Origin of the sequence: Yersinia sp. KBS0713, assembly GCF_005937895.2 — a bacterium.
GTDB lineage: Bacteria > Pseudomonadota > Gammaproteobacteria > Enterobacterales > Enterobacteriaceae > Yersinia > Yersinia bercovieri.
The window spans coordinates 146,453-166,032 of the sequence record NZ_CP042173.1; the positions used below are offsets into that span (position 1 = coordinate 146,453).

Sequence of the window (19,580 nt, forward strand, 5' to 3'; positions counted from 1 at the left end):
GGGTTATTTTTGGCGCGATTATACCCACATTTTGGTGTGGAAAATTTTAACTGCCACCCTTTTTAAGTAAAAAAAGACCTTATCTCGCCAAACATTAGTCCAGTTCCCTATTTCCACTATTTCTTAGGACGAATGCTGACCCCGCTATTTTTATGTCATGACTTAGGATTTTTATGTTAGTGGCCCACTTCCTACGCAGTGTAAACGTCGTTTTTATGCCTGATTGACGTGAGAAAAAATTTCATTAGGCATTCGCCAATTTTTTTAGCGTCCTTTGACTATGCTTAGAGTTTGGGTAAGAAAACGCGGTTGATTGCGCATTAACCTTAGAGAAAAAACGTATTTGGACATTAAATCAACATATTGGTTGATCATTGACCTTAATCACGCTTTAAACATTAAATGGATTGCATGATGAAAAGGACATTTTCGAATTGAATTGTTCAGAATTTGTCCAAATATCATGTCATTAATCATAGGAAGAATGCCATGCCAGTACTTCCCGATCGTCAGGTGATTAATCAAATTATTTCCGGCCACTATGCCGATCCTTTTTCCATATTGGGAATGCATCAAACTGCGCAGGGGTTACAGATTTGCGCACTGCTGCCAGATGCTAAAGAAGTCTGGTTGGTCGAAACGGAAACTGGGCGCAACCTTGTTCAACTGACCCGTGAAGACCCACGCGGTTTTTTTATCGCCAAACTTCCTCGCCGTAAAAGTCCGTTTCGTTACCAGCTTGCCGTGACCTGGCAAGAAACTCCACAAATCATCGAAGATCCCTACCGTTTCGGCACATTATTGCAGGATATTGATAGTTGGCTGTTAGCCGAGGGCACTCATTTACGTCCTTATGAGCGATTGGGCGCGCATCTGATGACTCTTGATGGCGTGGCCGGTGTCAGCTTTGCGGTTTGGGCACCTAATGCCAAACGGGTCTCGGTGGTGGGTGAGTTTAACTTTTGGGATGGTCGCCGCCATCCGATGCGGTTACGCCGAGAAAATGGCATTTGGGAGCTATTCCTACCCGGTGTAGAGGTCGGGCAGCTGTATAAATTTGAAATCATTGACAGTAATGATCAGATGCGGCTGAAAGCGGACCCTTATGCGTTTAAAGCACAGATGCGCCCAGAAACCGCGTCGATAATCAGTCCATTACCTGAGGTGGTGCCCAATACCGCCAGACGGCAAAAAGCCAATGATTTGCGCTCACCGCTCTCTATCTATGAAGTGCACCTTGGTTCATGGCGTCGTCATACTGATAATAACTTTTGGCTCAGTTACGGCGAATTGGCCGATCAACTGGTCGAATATGTCAAATATATGGGGTTTACCCATGTCGAACTGCTGCCGATAAACGAGCACCCTTTTGATGGCAGCTGGGGTTATCAGCCATTAGGGCTGTATGCCCCGACCCGCCGCTTTGGTACACCGCAGGATTTCAAAGATTTCGTCGCCAAATTCCATGCGGCGGGGATTAACGTCATCCTGGATTGGGTTCCCGGTCACTTCCCCAGCGACGAACACGGCTTAGCCCAGTTTGATGGCACTTCGCTGTATGAATATGCCGATCCGCGTGAGGGCTATCATCAGGATTGGAATACCCTGATTTATAACTATGGCCGCAATGAAGTCCGTAACTATCTGGCGGGTAATGCATTTTACTGGATGGAGCGTTTTGGCATTGATGCACTGCGCATTGATGCCGTGGCCTCAATGATTTACCGCGATTATAGCCGGGCCGAAGGGCAGTGGGTGCCTAACTATTATGGCGGGCGGGAGAATCTGGAGGCGATTGCTTTCCTGCGCTACACCAATCACACCATTGGTGTTGAGCGCCCCGGAGGCGTAACCATGGCTGAGGAGTCGACGGACTTCCCAGGGGTGACATTGCCGCCGGATGCCGGTGGATTAGGTTTTAACTACAAATGGAATATGGGCTGGATGCACGATACGCTCAATTACATGCAGTGCGATCCGGTTCACCGCAAATACCACCATAATTTGATGACTTTCGGGATGTTGTATGCCTATACCGAGAATTTCATCTTGCCTATTTCTCATGATGAGGTGGTGCACGGTAAGCGCTCTGTGCTGGATCGTATGCCGGGAGATGCATGGCAGAAATTTGCTAACCTGCGCGCCTATTACGCCTTTATGTGGGCGCATCCCGGCAAAAAATTGCTGTTTATGGGGTGCGAGTTTGCGCAGGGGCGCGAGTGGAATTTCGATACCAGTTTGGACTGGCATCTGCTGGATGATGAAAACGGCTGGCATGCAGGGGTGCAGCGCTTCGTTCGTGATCTAAACCATTGCTATCAACAACATGCACCACTCTATGAGCTAGATTATCAACCCGCAGGTTTTGAATGGCTGGTGGTGGATGACCATGAAAACTCCGTGTTTGCCTTCCTGCGCCGCGATGCAAACGGCGGTGAATTGATTGCCATCAGTAATTTCACCCCGGTGCCGCGCTATAACTACCGCGTGGGCATTCCGCAGGGTGGCCATTATCGCGAAGTGCTGAATTCTGACTCTGAATTTTACCGTGGCAGCAATATAGGTAATCAGGGTGGGATTCATAGCCATGATGTGAGTAGCCATAACCACGCGCACTCACTGCTGCTAACCCTGCCACCACTGTCGACGATTTATCTGTTGCGGGAGGGGTAGGATGGTCAATCTGACTCAAGGTTTCCCGACCCCAATGGGCGCACATTTTGATGGGGCGGGGATAAATTTCACCCTGTTTTCAGCTAATGCTGAACAGGTAGAGCTGTGCCTATTTGATGATAATAATCAGGAGCTGCGCATCCCATTACCCGCTCGCACCGGTGATATTTGGCATGGTTATCTCCCCGGAGGGAGGCCGGGGCAGCGCTACGGTTATCGAGTCAGCGGGCCATTTGATCCACAGCGAGGCCACCGTTTTAATCCGCATAAACTATTGATAGACCCCTGCGCCCACGCCTTAGATCATAAAGTGGCTGATGACCCGCGCTTAAGTGGTGGGGTCAATCAACCTGATGAGCGGGAGAGTGCTGCCGCAGTGCCTAAATGTATTGTGGTGCATGAAGAATATGACTGGCAGGGGGATAGGTCTCCAATCATTCCTTGGGGCAATACGGTGATTTATGAAGCCCATGTACGTGGCTTAACCCGACTGCATCCCGATATCCCTGCTGATCTGCGCGGGACTTATGCCGGTTTGGCCCATCCGGCTATGATTAACTATTTGAAAAAGCTGGGGATTACCACGTTGGAACTGCTGCCGGTGCAATTCCACGTCGATGAGCCGCGGCTACAGAAAATGGGGCTGAGTAATTACTGGGGCTACAACGTGCTGGCCCCCTTTGCCGTAGACCCTGATTATGCCTCGGGCCGTGAGGGCGTCTCTCCGCTACAAGAGCTGCGAGATGCCGTCAAAGCGCTACACAACGCCGGTATTGAGGTGATTCTCGATGTGGTGTTCAACCACACCGCTGAGTTAGACGTTTTCGGCCCCACACTGTGTCAACGCGGTATCGACAACGCCAGCTACTACTGGCTCACCCCTGAAGGCGAGTACGACAACATGACCGGTTGCGGCAATGCGCTGTGCCTCAATCACCCTTATGTGACGCAGTGGGTGGTGGAGTGTCTGCGCTATTGGGTCGATAGCTGCCACGTTGATGGCTTTCGTTTTGATTTAGGGACGGTTTTGGGCCGTACTCCGGCGTTTGATCCCCACGCGCCGCTGTTTGCTGCATTAGCCGCCGATGAGCGGCTTAGTGGCTGCAAGATGATTGCCGAGCCTTGGGATATCGGCTTGGGTGGCTATCAATTGGGGCAGTTCCCCACCGGTTTTAGCGAGTGGAATGACCAATATCGCGACGCGATGCGCCGTTTTTGGTTGCGCGATGACTTGCCACTAGGGCTGTTTGCCCAGCATTTTGCCGCCTCCAGCGCGCTGTTCGAACAGCGGGCGCGCTTGCCCTCCGCCAGCATCAATCAAATTACCGCCCATGATGGTTTCACCTTGCAGGATTTGCTGTGTTTTAACCAAAAGCACAATGAGATCAATGGCGAAGAGAACCGTGATGGCAGTGATAACAATCTTAGCAATAATTTTGGCAGCGAAGGTTTAGTGGCTGACGAGGCTATTTGGCAACGGCGTAAATCGTGCCAGAGGGCTTTACTCACCACCTTGTTGCTGTCGCAGGGAACGCCGATGTTGCTGGCCGGTGATGAGCATGGTCATAGCCAGCAAGGTAATAATAATGCGTATTGCCAAAACAACATCCTCACCTGGCTCGATTGGGGCAGTGCGGATAAAGCATTAACGGCATTTACCGCTGAGCTTATTCGGCTACGCCAGCAAATTCCGGCCTTGATCAAAGATTCATGGTGGCAGGAGGGTGATGGCAATGTGCAGTGGCTGGATAGTCAGGGGCAAGAGTTGAGTGATGCCGCTTGGGAGCAGGGTCGTCAGAAACAGCTGCAAATCTTGCTGTCTCAGCGCTGGCTGGTGGTGATTAACGCCACTGACCAACCCTGTGACATGCACTTACCTGCGGGAGAGTGGGAGGCGATTCCTCCTTTTGGGCCATCAGAGCATGAGGGGCCATTAACCGTATGGAGTGGAGCCGCGCATGACATTTGCGTGCTCGTACAGAAATCTTAAGGAGTCAGCCATGGTTAAATTCGAAAATAAAGACCCGTTGATGTTAGCCAGACAATTACCGAATAAAACGGTGGCGCTGATTTTAGCTGGTGGTCGTGGTTCGCGGCTGAAAGATTTGACCGCCACTCGTGCCAAGCCGGCGGTACATTTCGGCGGCAAATTCCGCATCATCGACTTTGCGCTATCTAATTGCCTGAACTCCGGTATCCGCCGCATTGGTGTCATTACCCAGTATCAGTCCCATACGCTGGTTCAGCATATTCAGCGCGGTTGGTCATTCCTCAATGAGGAGATGAACGAGTTTGTGGATCTCCTGCCCGCCCAACAGCGCCTCAGTACCGAGCAGTGGTACAAAGGCACGGCAGATGCGGTTTACCAGAATCTGGATATTATTCGCCGCTATGATGCGGAATATATTGTCATTCTGGCTGGTGATCATATCTACAAGATGGATTACTCGCGCATGTTGATAGATCACGTGGAGAAAGATTCAGAGTGCACCGTCGCCTGTATTCCGGTTCCCATTAGTGAGGCCTCTGAATTTGGGGTGATGGAGGTAGCTGACGATTTTCAGGTGACCGCTTTTTATGAAAAACCGGCTAATCCACCCGCCATGCCCGGTCGCCCTGATATGGCGCTGGCGAGCATGGGGATCTATATTTTCAATGCCGATTATCTGTTTAAGTTATTAGAAGAGGATCGGAATACCCCCGGTTCTACCCATGATTTCGGCAAAGACTTGATCCCGAAAATCACGGCGCAAAAAGCCGCGTGGGCGCATCCGTTTGATCTCTCCTGCGTCACCTCCAATGCGGATATGCCCCCTTACTGGCGTGATGTCGGCACCCTGGATGCCTATTGGCGGGCTAATCTCGATTTGGCTTCGGTCACTCCTGAGCTGGATATGTATGACCGCGCCTGGCCAATCCGCACCCATATGGAACCTCTGCCGCCCGCCAAATTTGTGCAAGACCGCTCTGGCAGCCATGGCATGACGATGAACTCGCTGGTCTCCGGCGGCTGTATTGTCTCCGGCTCAGTGGTGGTGCATTCGGTGCTGTTCCCTCGGGTGCGGGTGAACTCATTTTGCACTATCGACTCCACTGTGCTGCTACCGGATGTCAATGTCGGGCGCTCGTGCCGCTTGCGCCGTTGCATTATTGACCGGGCGTGTCACATTCCCGAAGGGATGGTGATCGGGGAAAACGCCGATGAAGATAGCGCCCGTTTTTACCGTTCAGAGGGGGGGGTGGTGTTAGTGACTCGGGCGATGCTCGCCAAGTTAGCCGCCAAATAGGGCTATTTTTTATCCGATTAGTGGGAGTGAAAATGCGGGTACTACACGTATGTTCTGAGCTATTTCCTTTATTAAAAACAGGGGGATTGGCGGACGTGGTTGGTGCTTTACCTGCCGCCCAAATTGCTGAGGGGGCGGATGTGCGGGTCATGCTACCCGCCTTTCCTGACTTGCGCCGCGGCATTCCGGATACCGTGTTAGTGAGGGAGATTGATACCTTTGCTGGCCGGGTTTCATTACGTTACGGCCAGTTCCAGGGTATTGGGATCTATCTGATTGATGCCCCCGGTCTCTATGATCGGGCCGGTAGCCCTTATCACGATCAATCGTTGCATGCTTATTCCGATAACTATCGCCGTTTTGCATTGCTGGGATGGATGGCTTGTGAGCTGGCGTGCGGACTGGATGGCTACTGGCGTCCGGAGGTGGTGCATGCCCACGATTGGCATGCCGGATTGGCCTGCGCTTATCTGGCGGCGCGGGGTCGCCCGGCACGTTCGGTATTTACCGTCCATAATTTAGCCTATCAAGGGCTATTTTCAGCACATCACTTGGCTGAGTTACAGCTGCCTGCTGCATTTTTCCACATGTATGGGCTAGAGTTCTACGGCCAAATTTCCTATCTGAAAGCGGGGTTGTTCTTTGCTGATCATGTCACCACTGTCAGCCCGACCTACGCCAAAGAGATTACCCAGCCTGCGTTTGGCTATGGGATGGAAGGATTATTACAAGAGCGCGCCAGTCAAGGGAGATTGACTGGGATACTCAATGGGGTAGACAGTGGTATTTGGGATCCACAGACTGATACCTTGCTACATGCATGTTATGACGCGGAGAACCTGCAAGAGAAAGCGGTGAACAAGGTACACCTGCAAACCACGATGGGGTTAGAGGTGACGGAAAAGAGGCCTATTTTTGCGGTGGTCAGCAGATTGACCGCGCAAAAAGGGTTGGATTTAGTGTTGGAAGCCTTGCCCGAACTACTGCAACTGGGGGGACAGTTGGCGGTTCTTGGTGCAGGGGATGCAATTTTACAAGAGGCATTTTTGGCGGCCGCAGCAGACTACTCCGGCCAGGTTGGGGTACAAATTGGTTATCACGAGGCATTTTCTCACCGAATAATTGCCGGTGCAGATGTGATTCTGGTGCCGAGCCGTTTTGAGCCATGTGGGCTAACGCAGCTGTATGGTTTGAAATATGGCACTTTGCCACTGGTCCGGCACACGGGCGGGTTGGCAGATACCGTGGTGGATTGCGCGCTGGAAAATCTAGCCGATGGCAGCGCCTCGGGATTTGTGTTTGATGAATGCGATGCGCAGGCATTAGTTCGGGCAATACGCCGTGCTTTTGTCTTGTGGAGCCGGCCAAAACATTGGCGTCATGTCCAGCGCCACGCCATGGGGTTAGACTTTGGTTGGCAAGTAGCAGCGGCAGAATATCTGTCACTTTATCGGCGTCTCTGATGGCCGATTTGTCGTCACCACGATTTGTTATCACCACGAATGGGGAAAACCGCTATGACATCACCGTTCAGTTATACCTCACCCGTTGTCAGTGTGGATGCACTGAAACACTCCATTGCCTATAAATTGATGTTTATTGTGGGTAAAGACCCCACCATTGCGACTCAGCACGACTGGCTGAATGCCACTCTATTTGCAGTACGTGACCGGATGGTTGAGCGCTGGCTGCGGTCTAACCGCGCACAGTTATCACAAGACGTCCGGCAGGTTTATTATCTGTCGATGGAGTTTTTATTGGGTAGAACTCTCTCTAATGCACTGTTATCGATGGGGATTTATGAAGATATCGAGCAGGCGCTAGATGAGATGGGCCTCAATCTCTCCGAACTGTTACAGGAAGAGAATGACCCCGGTTTAGGTAATGGGGGCTTGGGCCGTCTGGCGGCCTGCTTCCTGGATTCGCTGGCCACATTGGCGCTGCCGGGGCGCGGTTATGGTATCCGCTATGAATATGGCATGTTCAGCCAGAAAATAGTGAATGGCCAACAGATGGAGTCGCCGGATAACTGGCTGGAGTATGGCAATGCCTGGGAGTTCCCACGGCACAATACCCGCTATAAAGTGCGATTTGGTGGCCGAATTCAGCAAGAGGGCAGCAAAACCCGCTGGCTGGAAACGGAAGAGATTCTCGCCTGCGCTTATGATCAAATCATCCCCGGTTTTGATACTGATGCAACCAATACCCTGCGTTTATGGTCTGCGCAGGCCAGTAATGAGATCAATCTGGGTAAATTTAATCAGGGCGATTACTTTGCGGCAGTTGAAGATAAAAACCATTCAGAAAACGTATCGCGGGTGCTCTACCCCGATGACTCAACCTATTCCGGACGCGAACTGCGCCTGCGGCAAGAGTACTTTTTAGTGTCAGCGACGGTGCAGGATATCCTCAACCGCCACTGGACCATGCACCAGACATTCGACAATCTGGCGGATAAGATTGCCATTCACCTGAATGATACTCACCCAGTGCTTTCTATCCCTGAAATGATGCGTCTGTTGATCGACGAGCACAAATTTAGCTGGATGGATGCGTGGGATGTGGTGCAACAAGTCTTCTCCTACACCAACCACACTTTAATGACTGAAGCGCTGGAAACCTGGCCAATCGACATGATCGGCAAGATCCTGCCACGGCATTTGCAAATTATCTTTGATATCAATGATCATTTCCTCAAGCTGGTGCAGGAGCAGCATCCGGACGAACCCGAACTGTTAGCGCGGGTATCCATTATTGATGAAACCCATGGTCGACAAGTGCGCATGGCCTGGCTTGCGGTGATCGCCAGCCATAAAGTGAATGGCGTATCAGCCCTGCATTCGGAGTTGATGGTGCAGTCACTGTTTGCTGATTTTGCCCGCATCTTCCCTAACCGCTTCTGCAATAAAACCAATGGCGTCACGCCACGGCGCTGGCTGGGGCTGGCTAACCGACCACTGGCGGCGGTACTGGATGACAGTATCGGCCACAACTGGCGCACGGATTTGAGCCAACTTAGCGAGCTGGAAAAGAACCTCGATTACCCCAGTTTTCTGCTGGCGTTACGCAAAGCCAAGCTGGAGAACAAAAAACGGCTGGCGATCTATATCGCTCAAAAATTGAATATTGTGGTGGACCCGGCGGCGTTGTTTGATGTCCAAATCAAGCGAATCCATGAGTACAAACGGCAATTATTGAATGTGCTACATGTGATCACCCGTTATAACCGTATTCTCGAAGCGCCTGACGAAAAGTGGGTGCCACGGGTGGTGATTTTTGCCGGTAAAGCGGCATCGGCGTACTACAACGCGAAGCAAATTATCCGTCTGATCAATGATGTCGCGAAGGTGATCAACAGTGATCAGCGGATCAATAATCTGCTGAAAGTGGTATTTATCCCGAACTACAGTGTCAGTCTGGCACAGCTGATTATTCCGGCGGCTGATCTCTCTGAGCAGATTTCGCTGGCGGGCACCGAGGCATCGGGGACCAGTAACATGAAGTTTGCCCTGAACGGGGCGCTGACCATCGGCACACTGGATGGGGCGAATGTCGAGATACGCGAACATGTCGGCGCGGATAATATCTTTATCTTTGGCAACACGACTGAGCAGGTGGAGGCGCTGCGCAATAGCGGCTATAACCCACGGAAATATTATGATGAAGACCCGGAGTTACATCTGGCTCTGACGCAGATTGCCACCGGCACCTTCAGCCCAGAAGAGCCTCAACGCTACACCAGCCTGTTTGATTCGCTGGTGAACTTGGGTGATCACTATCAATTGCTGGCGGATTATCGCAGCTATGTCGACACGCAGGATAAAGTCGATGCGCTCTATCGCCACCCTGATGAGTGGACGCGCAAAGCCTTACTCAACATTGCCAATATGGGCTATTTCTCTTCCGATCGGACCATTCAAGAGTACGCCGATGAGATTTGGCATATTAAGCCTATCCGCCTGTAGCGATACCCTTGCTGCTTGAAGCGGTAGGCTGTTCACTTGCCCAATAACAAAAACCCTCTTCAGCCATAAACGGTGAAGAGGGTTTTTTTGAGCCTAAATAAAGCTTAACTGTTTGAATTCGCTATCAGGAAACCAGCGAAAGAGTCTGCTGTTTCTTCCCTTGCTCTGCGGCTAACCACTCAGCAACGCGCTGTTTTTGTGCTTCATCCAGGGTCATGCCCAGCTTAGTGCGACGCCAGATAGCATCATCCAGTTCGACTACCCACTCTTTCTCGACCAAATAGCGCAACTCAGCTTCGTACAAACCATGGCCGAAGTGCTCGCCCAGATTTTCGATGCTGGTGGCATCTGCCAAAATCAGCTCGCTGTGGCTACCATAGGTGCGGGTATAGCGGCGGGCTAGCGCTTCGGGCAACCAATTGTAACGGTGGCGCAAATGCACGGTGTAGGTATCACGATTACCGCCAATATCGCCGCCCGGTAACGCGCCAGTTTTAGTCCACGCGGGGCCAACATTCGGATAATAGGCCGATAGTTTTTCCAACGCGTGCTCTGCCAGTTTGCGATAGGTGGTCAGTTTGCCGCCGAATACTGACAGCAGTGGTGCTTTGCCATTTTCGTCCGCCACATCCAAGGTGTAATCGCGGGTAACCGCTTGCGGCGCATCTGATTCATCGTCACACAACGGGCGCACACCTGAGTAAGTCCAGACGATATCGTCGCGGCCCAACGGCTTCTTAAAGTGGTCGTTATAGACTTTAAGCAGGTAATCAATCTCCTGATCGTCGATCTTCACATCTTTCGGATCGCCGTGGTACTCGACATCAGTGGTGCCGATGATGGAGTATTCGTCCAACCAGGGGATCACAAAGACAATACGATTATCTTCGTTTTGCAGAATATAGGCTTGCGGCTGGTTATGAACCCGTGGCACCACAATATGGCTGCCTTTGATCAAGCGGATACCATAAGGCGATTTGAGCTTCAGGCCATCGTCGAAGAACTGCTTAACCCATGGGCCGGTCGCATTCACTAAGCCTTTGGCGCGCCAGGTAAAGGTTTTACCGCTGTTCACGTCGACGGCTTCAACCATCCATAAACCTTGCTCGCGCCATGCGCGGGTCACTTTGGTGCGGGTACGAACTTCACCACCACGCTCGACCACTTCCTGCGCATTTAGCACCACCAAACGGGCATCATCTACCCAGCAGTCAGAATATTCGAAACCGCGCACCAACTCGGGCTTCAATACTGATTCTGGCCCAAAACGCAGCCCTTTACTGGCGGGTAAAGTGGTGCGTTTACCCAAATGGTCGTACAGGAACAGGCCCGCGCGAATCATCCAGGCGGGGCGCAGATGGGGCTGATGCGGCAGGCGAAAGCGCATTGGGAAGGCGATATGGGGGGCCAGTCTCAGCAGCACTTCACGCTCGGCCAGCGCTTCACTCACCAAACGGAACTCATAATGTTCCAGATAGCGTAGGCCACCGTGGATAAGTTTGGAGCTGGCGGAAGAGGTCGCACAGGCCAAATCTTGTGCTTCCAGCAGCAGAACGGACAGGCCACGCCCTGCAGCGTCAGCAGCGATACCGGCACCATTAATGCCGCCACCGATCACGATCAAGTCTTTGGTTTCCATGCTTCCTTCCTCCAGATGTTCGAAACAGCTCTTTAATGTTCGTTTTCGCTCACGATTGTAATCAAAAACCAACAAACAAGCCAAGAGTTAACCAAAAAAAAACATTCACCCGTGATGGAGGTAACAGTTTTGTTATCAGGATGTGGGGGGGGAAGTGGGTTTTGATCGGTTGAGTTGAAGTTTGGCTTGGTGATTGGTTCGGTTGTTATAGCTTCACGGCTCACCTTGCCTGCGCAATAGATCGGCGCTGGTTTCGGTTGATAATCGGTCAGGCGATTGGTTCGGTTGACATGAGATCGGCGTTCACTTGGCCTCCAGCGCCTCAACCGCCAATGGGGTTACAAGCGCGTAACCCCCTTGGAACCCCTGCGCTTGCGCACGTATCGCTTGCCTGCTTCGCAGGTTCCCTCGACTCATCCTTTCGCTGGCGGGACGGCTTTATTCGCATCCCTGCTCATGACGCCTAAATCCGCCGTCCATGGCGGATTTCCCTTGCTCCACTCTTCGCTCGGCAGCTCAAATGTGCTTTTAACTTCAAAACCTAAAAACAGGGTTTTGATTTTGACTTTCTCTTTTGACGTTGAGCGCAATCAGGAATATTGCCGACGAGGATAGAGGGTAGAGTGAGCGGGCAGGACGCCCGCGAAAAGCGCGCTTGGGCAGGGATGCCCATCGCGCTGGCTCGTCAGCCCGAAAGACGTGGGAGGTTTACCCGCAGGGCAATATTTCGCGCAAGCCGCAGGAGCAGGAGGGCCGGCCTGCCCTCCTGCTCGGTTGAGGCGACGAGGGTCAGGTGATCACTGAACGAATATCAACCGAAACCAGATCCGATTTAACAACCGAACTAATCACCAACCGAATATCAACCGCTAACATAACTCCAATTGAACATCATGCTGCTCAATAATCTTCATCACACTGGCGGGGGGCATTTGATCCGTGAACAGATAATCAATCAAATTCATATTCCCCAAATTCACCATCGCGTTACGGCCAAATTTAGAGTGGTCAGTCACCAACATCACACAACGGGAGTTTTCGATAATCGCCCGCTTAGTGCGCACCTCATGGTAATCAAACTCTAACAGCGAGCCGTCCATATCGATGCCACTGATACCAAGGATGCCATAATCAAGGCGGAACTGAGAGATGAAATCCAGTGTGGCTTCGCCAATAATCCCACCGTCGCGGGTGCGGACTTCACCGCCAGCCAAAATCAGGCGAAAATCCTCTTTGGCAGTCAGCAAGGTGGCCACGTTAAGATTGTTGGTCACCACCCGCAGACCTTTATGGTTCATCAGCGCGTGAGCAACCGCTTCAGGTGTGGTGCCGATATCAATAAAGAGTGTCGCTCCATCGGGGATCTGGCTGGCAACACGTTGCGCAATGCGGGCTTTCTCTTCTGACCACATCACTTTGCGATCGTTATAAGCGGCATTAACCGAACTGGACGGTAGCGCCGCACCACCGTGATGGCGGTGGATCTTGTTTTGGTCCGCCAAATCATTCAAGTCGCGGCGGATGGTTTGCGGGCTAACGGTAAAATGCTCCACTAACTCTTCAGTACTGACGTAACCTTGCTGGCGTACCAGTTCAATAATCGCATCATGCCGCTGCGTTTGCTTCACGATAATCCCCTAATGCGCCTAGTTATTCCAGGCAGTTATTGTGCGGTTCTTACGCTGCTGCGCGTATCCCAGAATGCCATTAATAAGCCAATAATCAAACCTGAGACATGAGCGGCGTTGGCAATCGATAAACCTAAAATATCGAAATATCCGGCAACCAGCCAGAGAACAGAAAAAGCCATCAAGCCGCGGGGTAGCGAGATACCACGCTCGGGTGCGCGCTCGCCAGTCAGCCAGACATAGCCCATTAAGGCATAGACCACACCAGAAAGACCACCAAAGTTCACGCCACTAAACAGCGACTGCCCCCAACCACTGAACAGGGCGGAAACGATAGTTAATACCAGCAACTTGCTGGTGCCAAGTCGTTTTTCCATCTGCCCACCGAGATACCACCACCACATCAGGTTAAATAGGATATGCAGCAGTGAAAAGTGTAGGAAGGCATGGCTGACCCAACGCCAGATTTGCAGATATTGGCTACCATCGCGGGGCCAGGCAAGGTAGGACATCACGGCATAATCGCCGAAGATCTGCATCAATATATAGACGGCGATACACAGCACCATCAGGCTGAGAGTCAGTGGCCCGGCCTGGCTGCGCAGTGTCTGGAGGTAGGAGAACCGCTGATAGGGCAAATTAGAGTGCAAATTCCCCGATTGCCAACTGGCGGCTTGATAGCGCGGATTCAGCGGATCAAGCAAAAACTGCTCCAGCTCATGCTGCACCAGGGGGAGTTGCTCATCATCGGCTAACCAGATCTCAGCGCCCTGAGTCTCGGGCCGGAGTTCCAGCGGCACATTGCGGGTGGCCATATAATCAACAAAGGCCTGCGCCAGACGTAGATTAGAGATTGCTATCACACGGATCATATTTTTTTCATTCTAACGTGAAGTTATAAATCTTATAAATGCGATTAAGGCGCTTAAAAATATCACAATTGGGCGAGTATTAGCTAACGGCAGACACCACCTCTTGCGGATAGCTTCTGGCCCAGGCTTCAAAACCACCGTCAATGCTGTAAACCGCATCAAAACCTTGCTGGAGCAAATACTGCGCAGCACCCTTGCTGCTGTTACCGTGGTAGCACATCACCATCACCGGTTGTTCAAAATCGGTCTGCTGCATAAAGGTATGCAGGCTGCTATTGGTCAGGTGGAATGCGCTTGGCGCATGACCTGCTTCATAACTTTGTGGGTCACGAATATCCACCAATACCGCGTTATTTTCTTTCAAACGGCTGTACGCCTGCTCAACACTGATTGTTTCAAACTGTTCCATATTGCTATTAAGCCCTGATGCAGATGAGTGATGTTAACGCACTATTGTAAGCGATTTTCGCCAGACAAAAACCAACAACTTATATAGGGGTATAGCTGCTCTTTTAAAAGGGCATACTTTATAAAATAGGGTGTTATATAAAAGAAATTTTTATTGCAGGAGGTAGAGTTATACAAAATTGTATAGGAGGATCTCTATGGGCGATATTACGGCAGGGTATTTTTCCAGTAATAAATTAAGTGAAAATGATTTATATTCTCTTCAAGTAAAACCTGATGAGTTTAAAACTCAATTAACCATTTGTGAAAAAATTGCCGATTTTTTCAGAATGATACTCAGCTTTGAAACGAAAAGTAGTGCGCTAACTCATCTAAATGAAATTATGCATAAAAATCATTTAGTAAATAACCCAATTGAGATATTGGCTGCATTAGAAAAAATACTGCCAGATGAGATAAGAGAAAAAGTTAAGTATTGTTTTCACTGCGAGGTTGAGTGGGATGAGGAAAAACTTAAAATCAAGGGTGGGAAAAAAATTAAAGCTATAGATATAAAGTACAATGACAAGTCTATAACGATAAATCCCGAGCAATGTTGGTTAACAGATTATGATGAAGAGATAATAGAAAGATTAAGGTTTAGTTTTGATAAATATGGTGATGAAAGTAATAATGATGAAATCAATGAAATTGAGTGGAATAAAAATAGCAAAAATAGCAATGGAGTAAACAGCAGAGAGGATTTCATTTACAACACGATAAGTAACGGAGTCATTAACTCCTCAACGGAGAAAAAAAACTGTTTCGTTAGAATAATCTACAATAATGATGATAAGCTAGTTAAGCTAGAGCGGGTTGTCCTGATGGCTAATGGCTATCCTCATTTGGCAATACAACTCAAGCCAGGAGAAGAAGGAGGAATACAAGAATTTTGCAATGATTCTGGTATCAGGATAGTAAAAAAATACACGACTTCGCCATATGTAAAAACAATTGATGAATTAAAGTCTCTTGACAAGATATTGGCATGTTTAGATTATGATAAAATAGTTGCGGACTATAAATTAATTGATGATGCTATCAATATAATAGAAAATTTAAAAGGGTTAATTCAGCTTAATGAAATAGTTAGACAGATAGATATTCATACTAATGTTGAGAAAATGAAATGTGGAAATCTTATTTCCACTGCTTTAGATGCAGTTAAAGACATTAAGAAAAATAAGTTAGAACGTGAAGCAGTCAGTAATAACATTGAAAATATAAAGAAAAAAATATTTTTCTTTAAAAATAACATAGTATTTCAAAGTTATCTTGATTCGAATGACAAAACGTTAAGCATTAATTATGCTGAAAATATTATTGAATCTGCGAAGAAAAAGTTAACACCTGATGAAAATAAAGTAGGCTTAACTGATACTGATTTAGACATACCTAATATGGAGAAGTTTGTTAAATATTGTAAGAAAAGTCTAAACTTAAAACCTACCGTGCAGAATACTAAGAACATTGCCAATGAAAAAGACATCGTTAACATTCAGCAGATTATCTAATCTTGAACGTAAAATAGATATGTATAAAGCGTTTAATAGGCTGTATTATTTCGCTTCGAATGATGGCAAAAGTTCGACCATTATCACAAATTGTGAAATTGAAGATTTATTATTAGTATGCCAGCAACCTGATTTTATTAATAATGAAAAGAAAAAGGTATCAAAATTAGTCGATGAGCTTTGGGTTTTTAATCCCAAGTTATTTATTCCAGGGGATTTTTATAATGAGTATTTATGTGCTAATAAAACATTGGTCGAAAAAATTAAAACCAAGCTAAGCTTGTCACGCAACGAACCGGAACTATTTAAAACTAAGGCTATGTATTTCTTAAATAAAATATATGCAGTAAAATTAGCATTCTTAGGTGATTATATGAATTGTTTTGATGCAGAACGAATAAGTGAAAGCCGGGATATGTTAATGGTGTTTAAGTCTATTCTAAATCACTTCCAACAGAACAAGACTATCGATGAGGATAAAAAATACACATGGCTTTTACGGGCTAATAAATGATTACTGGATGAAGTCAACCGCCAAATAGAGGCAAGCACCACTATACCGAAATAATGAAATAGCAGGGCATATTCGCCCTGCGGCTTAAATATACCCCATCATCTGTAATAACCGCTGCGCCTGCTGTACCGCTTCTTGTCGGTGGGCGACACCCAGCTTTTGATACAAATTACGGATATGGGTTTTAATGGTGGTGGCCGCCACCTCCAGCTCGCCGGCTATTTGGTCATTACTGTAGCCAGAATAGATCAGCCCCAACACCTGCCATTCACGTTGCGTCAGCGGGCTGGTACGAATCAATTCCGGTACTTGCGGGTGAGTAAGCAACTTATCGACGAAGATCTCATCAAAATGGGCGAACTTATGTCGATGGTGCTGGTTAAGGTCTTTCAGAATTCGTTGGGCGCGGAACTGTTCTAATTCGGGCAGGGCATTAAGCTGAATCAGTTGGCGTAGCTGTTGTGCCATGGCTTCACCTTCAATCACAAAATGGCTGATAAAGCCGGTGCGATTGGCCAGCGACAGTGATTCAATCAGCGCTTTCTGTGCTTCACCTTTACGTTCGGTTTGCCAGTATAAGGTGTTGCTTAACAATAAATTACGGTTGAGATCGCTGGTTAGGCGTAGGCGGCGAGCATTCTCATTTAGCTCGTCCAACACCACTTCAGCTTCATTAAAGCGCCCCAACATAATCTGAATTCGGGCAATATTGCGCCATTGACCCTGTAAAAAGTGGTTATCGGCCATGCCCGGTTTTTCCGCCTGACGCAGCCAATTCGCTGCCGCGACTTTATCTCCGGTCATCTGCCAGTGGATCACTCGTGGTTTATCGGCATTGGTTACCCAGTCGAGATGATACTGGCTGCCATGTTGCAACGCCTCGCAGCGCTGGATATACATATTGGCGTTATCCAGATCCCCACGAGCCAATGAACACTTCGCCAGCATCGCCAAACACTGCAGCTGCTGTTGTGGCTGGTAGTTCACCAGGATTTCGATGCCTTTACGCGCCGCCTCCTCTGCCTCATCCAGCCGTGACCATGACCACAATACCTGAGAGCGAATACGCAGCAGGAATTCATGCATCGGCAGTTGCTCAAGATGCTGCTCATGAATCAGCTCAAAGGCTTTATCCTGAGTCTCATAGGCCGCCTGTAGGAAGCCCTGAGCAATCAGAATTTCGCTCTGTTGCAGCAGCGCCCATAGAGCGTAGTGATAAGCCTCATGGCGGCGCGCCATCTGCTCGGTTTGCTGCATCATCGGCAGTGCACGGCTCAGCTCCCCCTTGCAGTGATGCACCTCTCCGGTGACGGAGGTGGCGACGATCCGGCTGTAAAAATTCGCCATCGGCAGATATTTCAGGGCCTCGGTAGCCAGTTTTTCGGCTTCGTCCGGTTTACCGGCATTGATTGCCACCTGAGCACGTAGCGCATCAAATTCAGCACGTAAAATTTCATCAATCGGAATTTTACGCTCCTGCATTGCCGCCTCTGCGCGCTCAAGCAGAGTATTGACCTCGCCGTAGCGGTGCTGGCTCTGGGCCAGCCAGGCTTGCAGCAGCGCCAGCTCTGGATTTTGTACCAATAACGAGTAAGGCAGGGCGACCAGACACTGCTCCAGTAGCGCCAGCTCACTGTGGTTAAATAAGGTCCAGGCGTGTTGCAGCAAAATATCGCGTAACATGCCGACATCACCGGCCGCCAGCGCGTGGTGAATCGCCTCTGCGGGGTAGCCCAGCGCCATCCACCCCTCCGCTGCCGCGTGATGTAGCTCCGGCAGCTCTAGCGCCAATTCCCACTGACAGCGCTGACGCAGGAAGGTGGCAAATAGGGGGTGGAAGCAGAACCATTCGCCGCTGTCATCCATGCGATGAATGAATAATCCCTGACGCTCTAGCTCTTCCAGCCGCTGCTGACCATTGTCTTCTCCGGTCAGGCGCACAATCAGGGCATCATTCATGGAGCGTAATACCGAGCACCGCAGCAGGAAAGCACGGGCATTGCTATCAACCTGATCCAGTACTTCATCGACCAGATAGTCTGACAGATGGCTGGCATTCAGCCCCGCGAGGCGCTTGGCCGATTTTTGCGCCGAGGAGTTGGGTTGACGTGATGATAGCGCAATCAGTTGCAGCGCCGTGGCCCAACCTTCAACTTCATCACACAGGCGGCTGCTATCACCCTGCTCCAGTGGCGTGGACAGGCGGCAATCGAAAAATTGCTGTGCTTCCTGATGATTAAACGCGAGCTGCTGCATCCCCAACTCCAGCAGTTGATCGCGCACCCGCAGGTTAGCAATACCCAGTGGCGGCAAGGTGCGGGAGAGTAAAATCAATGTCAGATTTTCTGGCTGATGGCGCAAGAAGAAGCGCATGGCCTCATGAATGGCGTCATTAGTGATCAGATGATAGTCATCGATGACCAGATAAAGTGGGCCATCCCAATCGGATAATTCGATGAATAATTGAGCAAATAGTGCGGAGAGGCTGGCATATTGATGCTTCTGGCTGAGGGCTTCACTTTTGCTGCAATGGCCGCCAGTCGCTAGCTGCACTGCGGCGACAAGATAGGTGGCGAAGCGTTCCGGCTGATTGTCACTTTCATCCAGAGAGTACCAACCGAGACAGGATTGGTCAGCTGCCCATTGAGCAATTAGCGTGGTTTTACCGTACCCCGCCGGGCAATTTATTAAGGTCAGGCGATAGTTCGCCACACCTGATAACTTAACCAATAGGCGGTCACGTATCACGGTATTTTGTAGCCGTACCGGGCGGCTCAGTTTTGATGGGATCAGCATACTGTATCCGGTTTTAAAGAGATCCGGTGAGAAGACGTCCTGGTGATTGATATGTCCATTTGTAATGAGTTGTTACAGGCATTCATAAGAGTAATTATTTTTAGCCTCGTAATTAATCAGCACTGCTAAGGTCTGATAACAGCCATCGTATTGCAATAGAGTTAATGTTTCCTATGGCTGTAAGTTGCACCGGATCACAATTTTAGCTACGCCCTGCGACTCATCCCCAGCTAATCCTCCGGCAG

12 protein-coding genes are annotated in these 19,580 nt (G+C 49.6%); 7 read left to right on the plus strand and 5 right to left on the minus strand.

What is annotated here, in order from left to right; all coding sequences use genetic code 11:
* Positions 1-489: 489 nt before the first annotated feature.
* Genes glgB through glgP form a run of 5 tightly spaced genes read left to right on the plus strand, consistent with a single transcriptional unit; the run spans position 490 to position 9,925 of the window.
* Positions 490-2,673, plus strand: coding sequence for a 1,4-alpha-glucan branching protein GlgB (gene glgB, locus FFE93_RS00625; RefSeq protein WP_138774687.1), 2,184 nt, complete (start codon positions 490-492; stop codon positions 2,671-2,673).
* Between the two features lies 1 nt (position 2,674).
* Positions 2,675-4,663 carry a glycogen debranching protein GlgX gene (gene glgX / locus FFE93_RS00630; RefSeq protein ID WP_138774688.1) on the plus strand — a complete coding sequence of 663 codons (1,989 nt, stop codon included), beginning with the start codon at positions 2,675-2,677 and terminating at the stop codon, positions 4,661-4,663.
* Positions 4,664-4,673: 10 nt separating this feature from the next.
* On the plus strand, positions 4,674-5,960 hold the full coding sequence (gene glgC, locus FFE93_RS00635) for a glucose-1-phosphate adenylyltransferase (protein WP_005273593.1): 1,287 nt from the start codon (positions 4,674-4,676) through the stop codon (positions 5,958-5,960).
* Between the two features lie 32 nt (positions 5,961-5,992).
* The gene (gene glgA / locus FFE93_RS00640) at positions 5,993-7,423 is read left to right on the plus strand and encodes a glycogen synthase GlgA (protein WP_049601203.1); all 1,431 of its coding nucleotides are present in this window, start codon (positions 5,993-5,995) and stop codon (positions 7,421-7,423) included.
* Between the two features lie 54 nt (positions 7,424-7,477).
* Positions 7,478-9,925 carry a glycogen phosphorylase gene (gene glgP, locus FFE93_RS00645; RefSeq protein WP_032897587.1) on the plus strand — a complete coding sequence of 816 codons (2,448 nt, stop codon included), beginning with the start codon at positions 7,478-7,480 and terminating at the stop codon, positions 9,923-9,925.
* Positions 9,926-10,049: 124 nt separating this feature from the next.
* On the opposite strand, the gene glpD is transcribed toward glgP, so the two are convergent.
* The 4 genes from glpD to glpE form a co-directional block, all read right to left on the minus strand.
* Positions 10,050-11,564 (minus strand): glycerol-3-phosphate dehydrogenase, encoded by a 1,515-nt coding sequence (glpD, locus tag FFE93_RS00650; protein ID WP_049601206.1) that lies wholly within the window; start codon positions 11,562-11,564, stop codon positions 10,050-10,052.
* Between the two features lie 869 nt (positions 11,565-12,433).
* Positions 12,434-13,192: a DeoR/GlpR family transcriptional regulator gene (locus tag FFE93_RS00655; RefSeq protein WP_004878022.1), complete on the minus strand. Its 759-nt coding sequence runs from the start codon at positions 13,190-13,192 to the stop codon at positions 12,434-12,436.
* A 35-nt stretch (positions 13,193-13,227) separates the two neighbouring features.
* The gene (glpG, locus tag FFE93_RS00660; RefSeq protein ID WP_049601209.1) at positions 13,228-14,064 is read right to left on the minus strand and encodes a rhomboid family intramembrane serine protease GlpG; all 837 of its coding nucleotides are present in this window, start codon (positions 14,062-14,064) and stop codon (positions 13,228-13,230) included.
* 79 nt (positions 14,065-14,143) lie between these two features.
* Positions 14,144-14,473 (minus strand): thiosulfate sulfurtransferase GlpE, encoded by a 330-nt coding sequence (glpE, locus tag FFE93_RS00665; protein WP_005279432.1) that lies wholly within the window; start codon positions 14,471-14,473, stop codon positions 14,144-14,146.
* 196 nt (positions 14,474-14,669) lie between these two features.
* On the opposite strand from glpE, the gene FFE93_RS00670 reads away from it, so the two are divergent.
* The gene (locus FFE93_RS00670; RefSeq protein WP_138774689.1) at positions 14,670-16,025 is read left to right on the plus strand and encodes a hypothetical protein; all 1,356 of its coding nucleotides are present in this window, start codon (positions 14,670-14,672) and stop codon (positions 16,023-16,025) included.
* Positions 15,988-16,539, plus strand: coding sequence for a hypothetical protein (locus FFE93_RS00675; protein ID WP_138774690.1), 552 nt, complete (start codon positions 15,988-15,990; stop codon positions 16,537-16,539). Before FFE93_RS00670 ends, FFE93_RS00675 begins: the two co-directional genes overlap by 38 nt.
* Before the next feature lie 84 nt (positions 16,540-16,623).
* On the opposite strand, the gene malT is transcribed toward FFE93_RS00675, so the two are convergent.
* Entirely contained in the window at positions 16,624-19,335 is a 2,712-nt protein-coding gene (gene malT / locus FFE93_RS00680) for an HTH-type transcriptional regulator MalT (RefSeq protein ID WP_005279425.1), read from the minus strand.
* Positions 19,336-19,580: the final 245 nt, after the last annotated feature.

Bases quoted from the DNA above. Each gene is read 5' to 3' on its own strand.
- malT (WP_005279425.1), bottom strand. From the start codon at position 19,335: ATGCTGATCCCATCAAAACTGAGCCGCCCGGTACGGCTACAAAATACC.
- glpE (WP_005279432.1), bottom strand. From the start codon at position 14,473: ATGGAACAGTTTGAAACAATCAGTGTTGAGCAGGCGTACAGCCGTTTG.
- glpD (WP_049601206.1), bottom strand. From the start codon at position 11,564: ATGGAAACCAAAGACTTGATCGTGATCGGTGGCGGCATTAATGGTGCC.
- glpG (WP_049601209.1), bottom strand. From the start codon at position 14,064: ATGATCCGTGTGATAGCAATCTCTAATCTACGTCTGGCGCAGGCCTTT.
- glgC (WP_005273593.1), top strand. From the start codon at position 4,674: ATGGTTAAATTCGAAAATAAAGACCCGTTGATGTTAGCCAGACAATTA.
- FFE93_RS00670 (WP_138774689.1), top strand. From the start codon at position 14,670: ATGGGCGATATTACGGCAGGGTATTTTTCCAGTAATAAATTAAGTGAA.
- glgP (WP_032897587.1), top strand. From the start codon at position 7,478: ATGACATCACCGTTCAGTTATACCTCACCCGTTGTCAGTGTGGATGCA.
- glgB (WP_138774687.1), top strand. From the start codon at position 490: ATGCCAGTACTTCCCGATCGTCAGGTGATTAATCAAATTATTTCCGGC.
- glgA (WP_049601203.1), top strand. From the start codon at position 5,993: ATGCGGGTACTACACGTATGTTCTGAGCTATTTCCTTTATTAAAAACA.
- FFE93_RS00675 (WP_138774690.1), top strand. From the start codon at position 15,988: ATGAAAAAGACATCGTTAACATTCAGCAGATTATCTAATCTTGAACGT.
- glgX (WP_138774688.1), top strand. From the start codon at position 2,675: ATGGTCAATCTGACTCAAGGTTTCCCGACCCCAATGGGCGCACATTTT.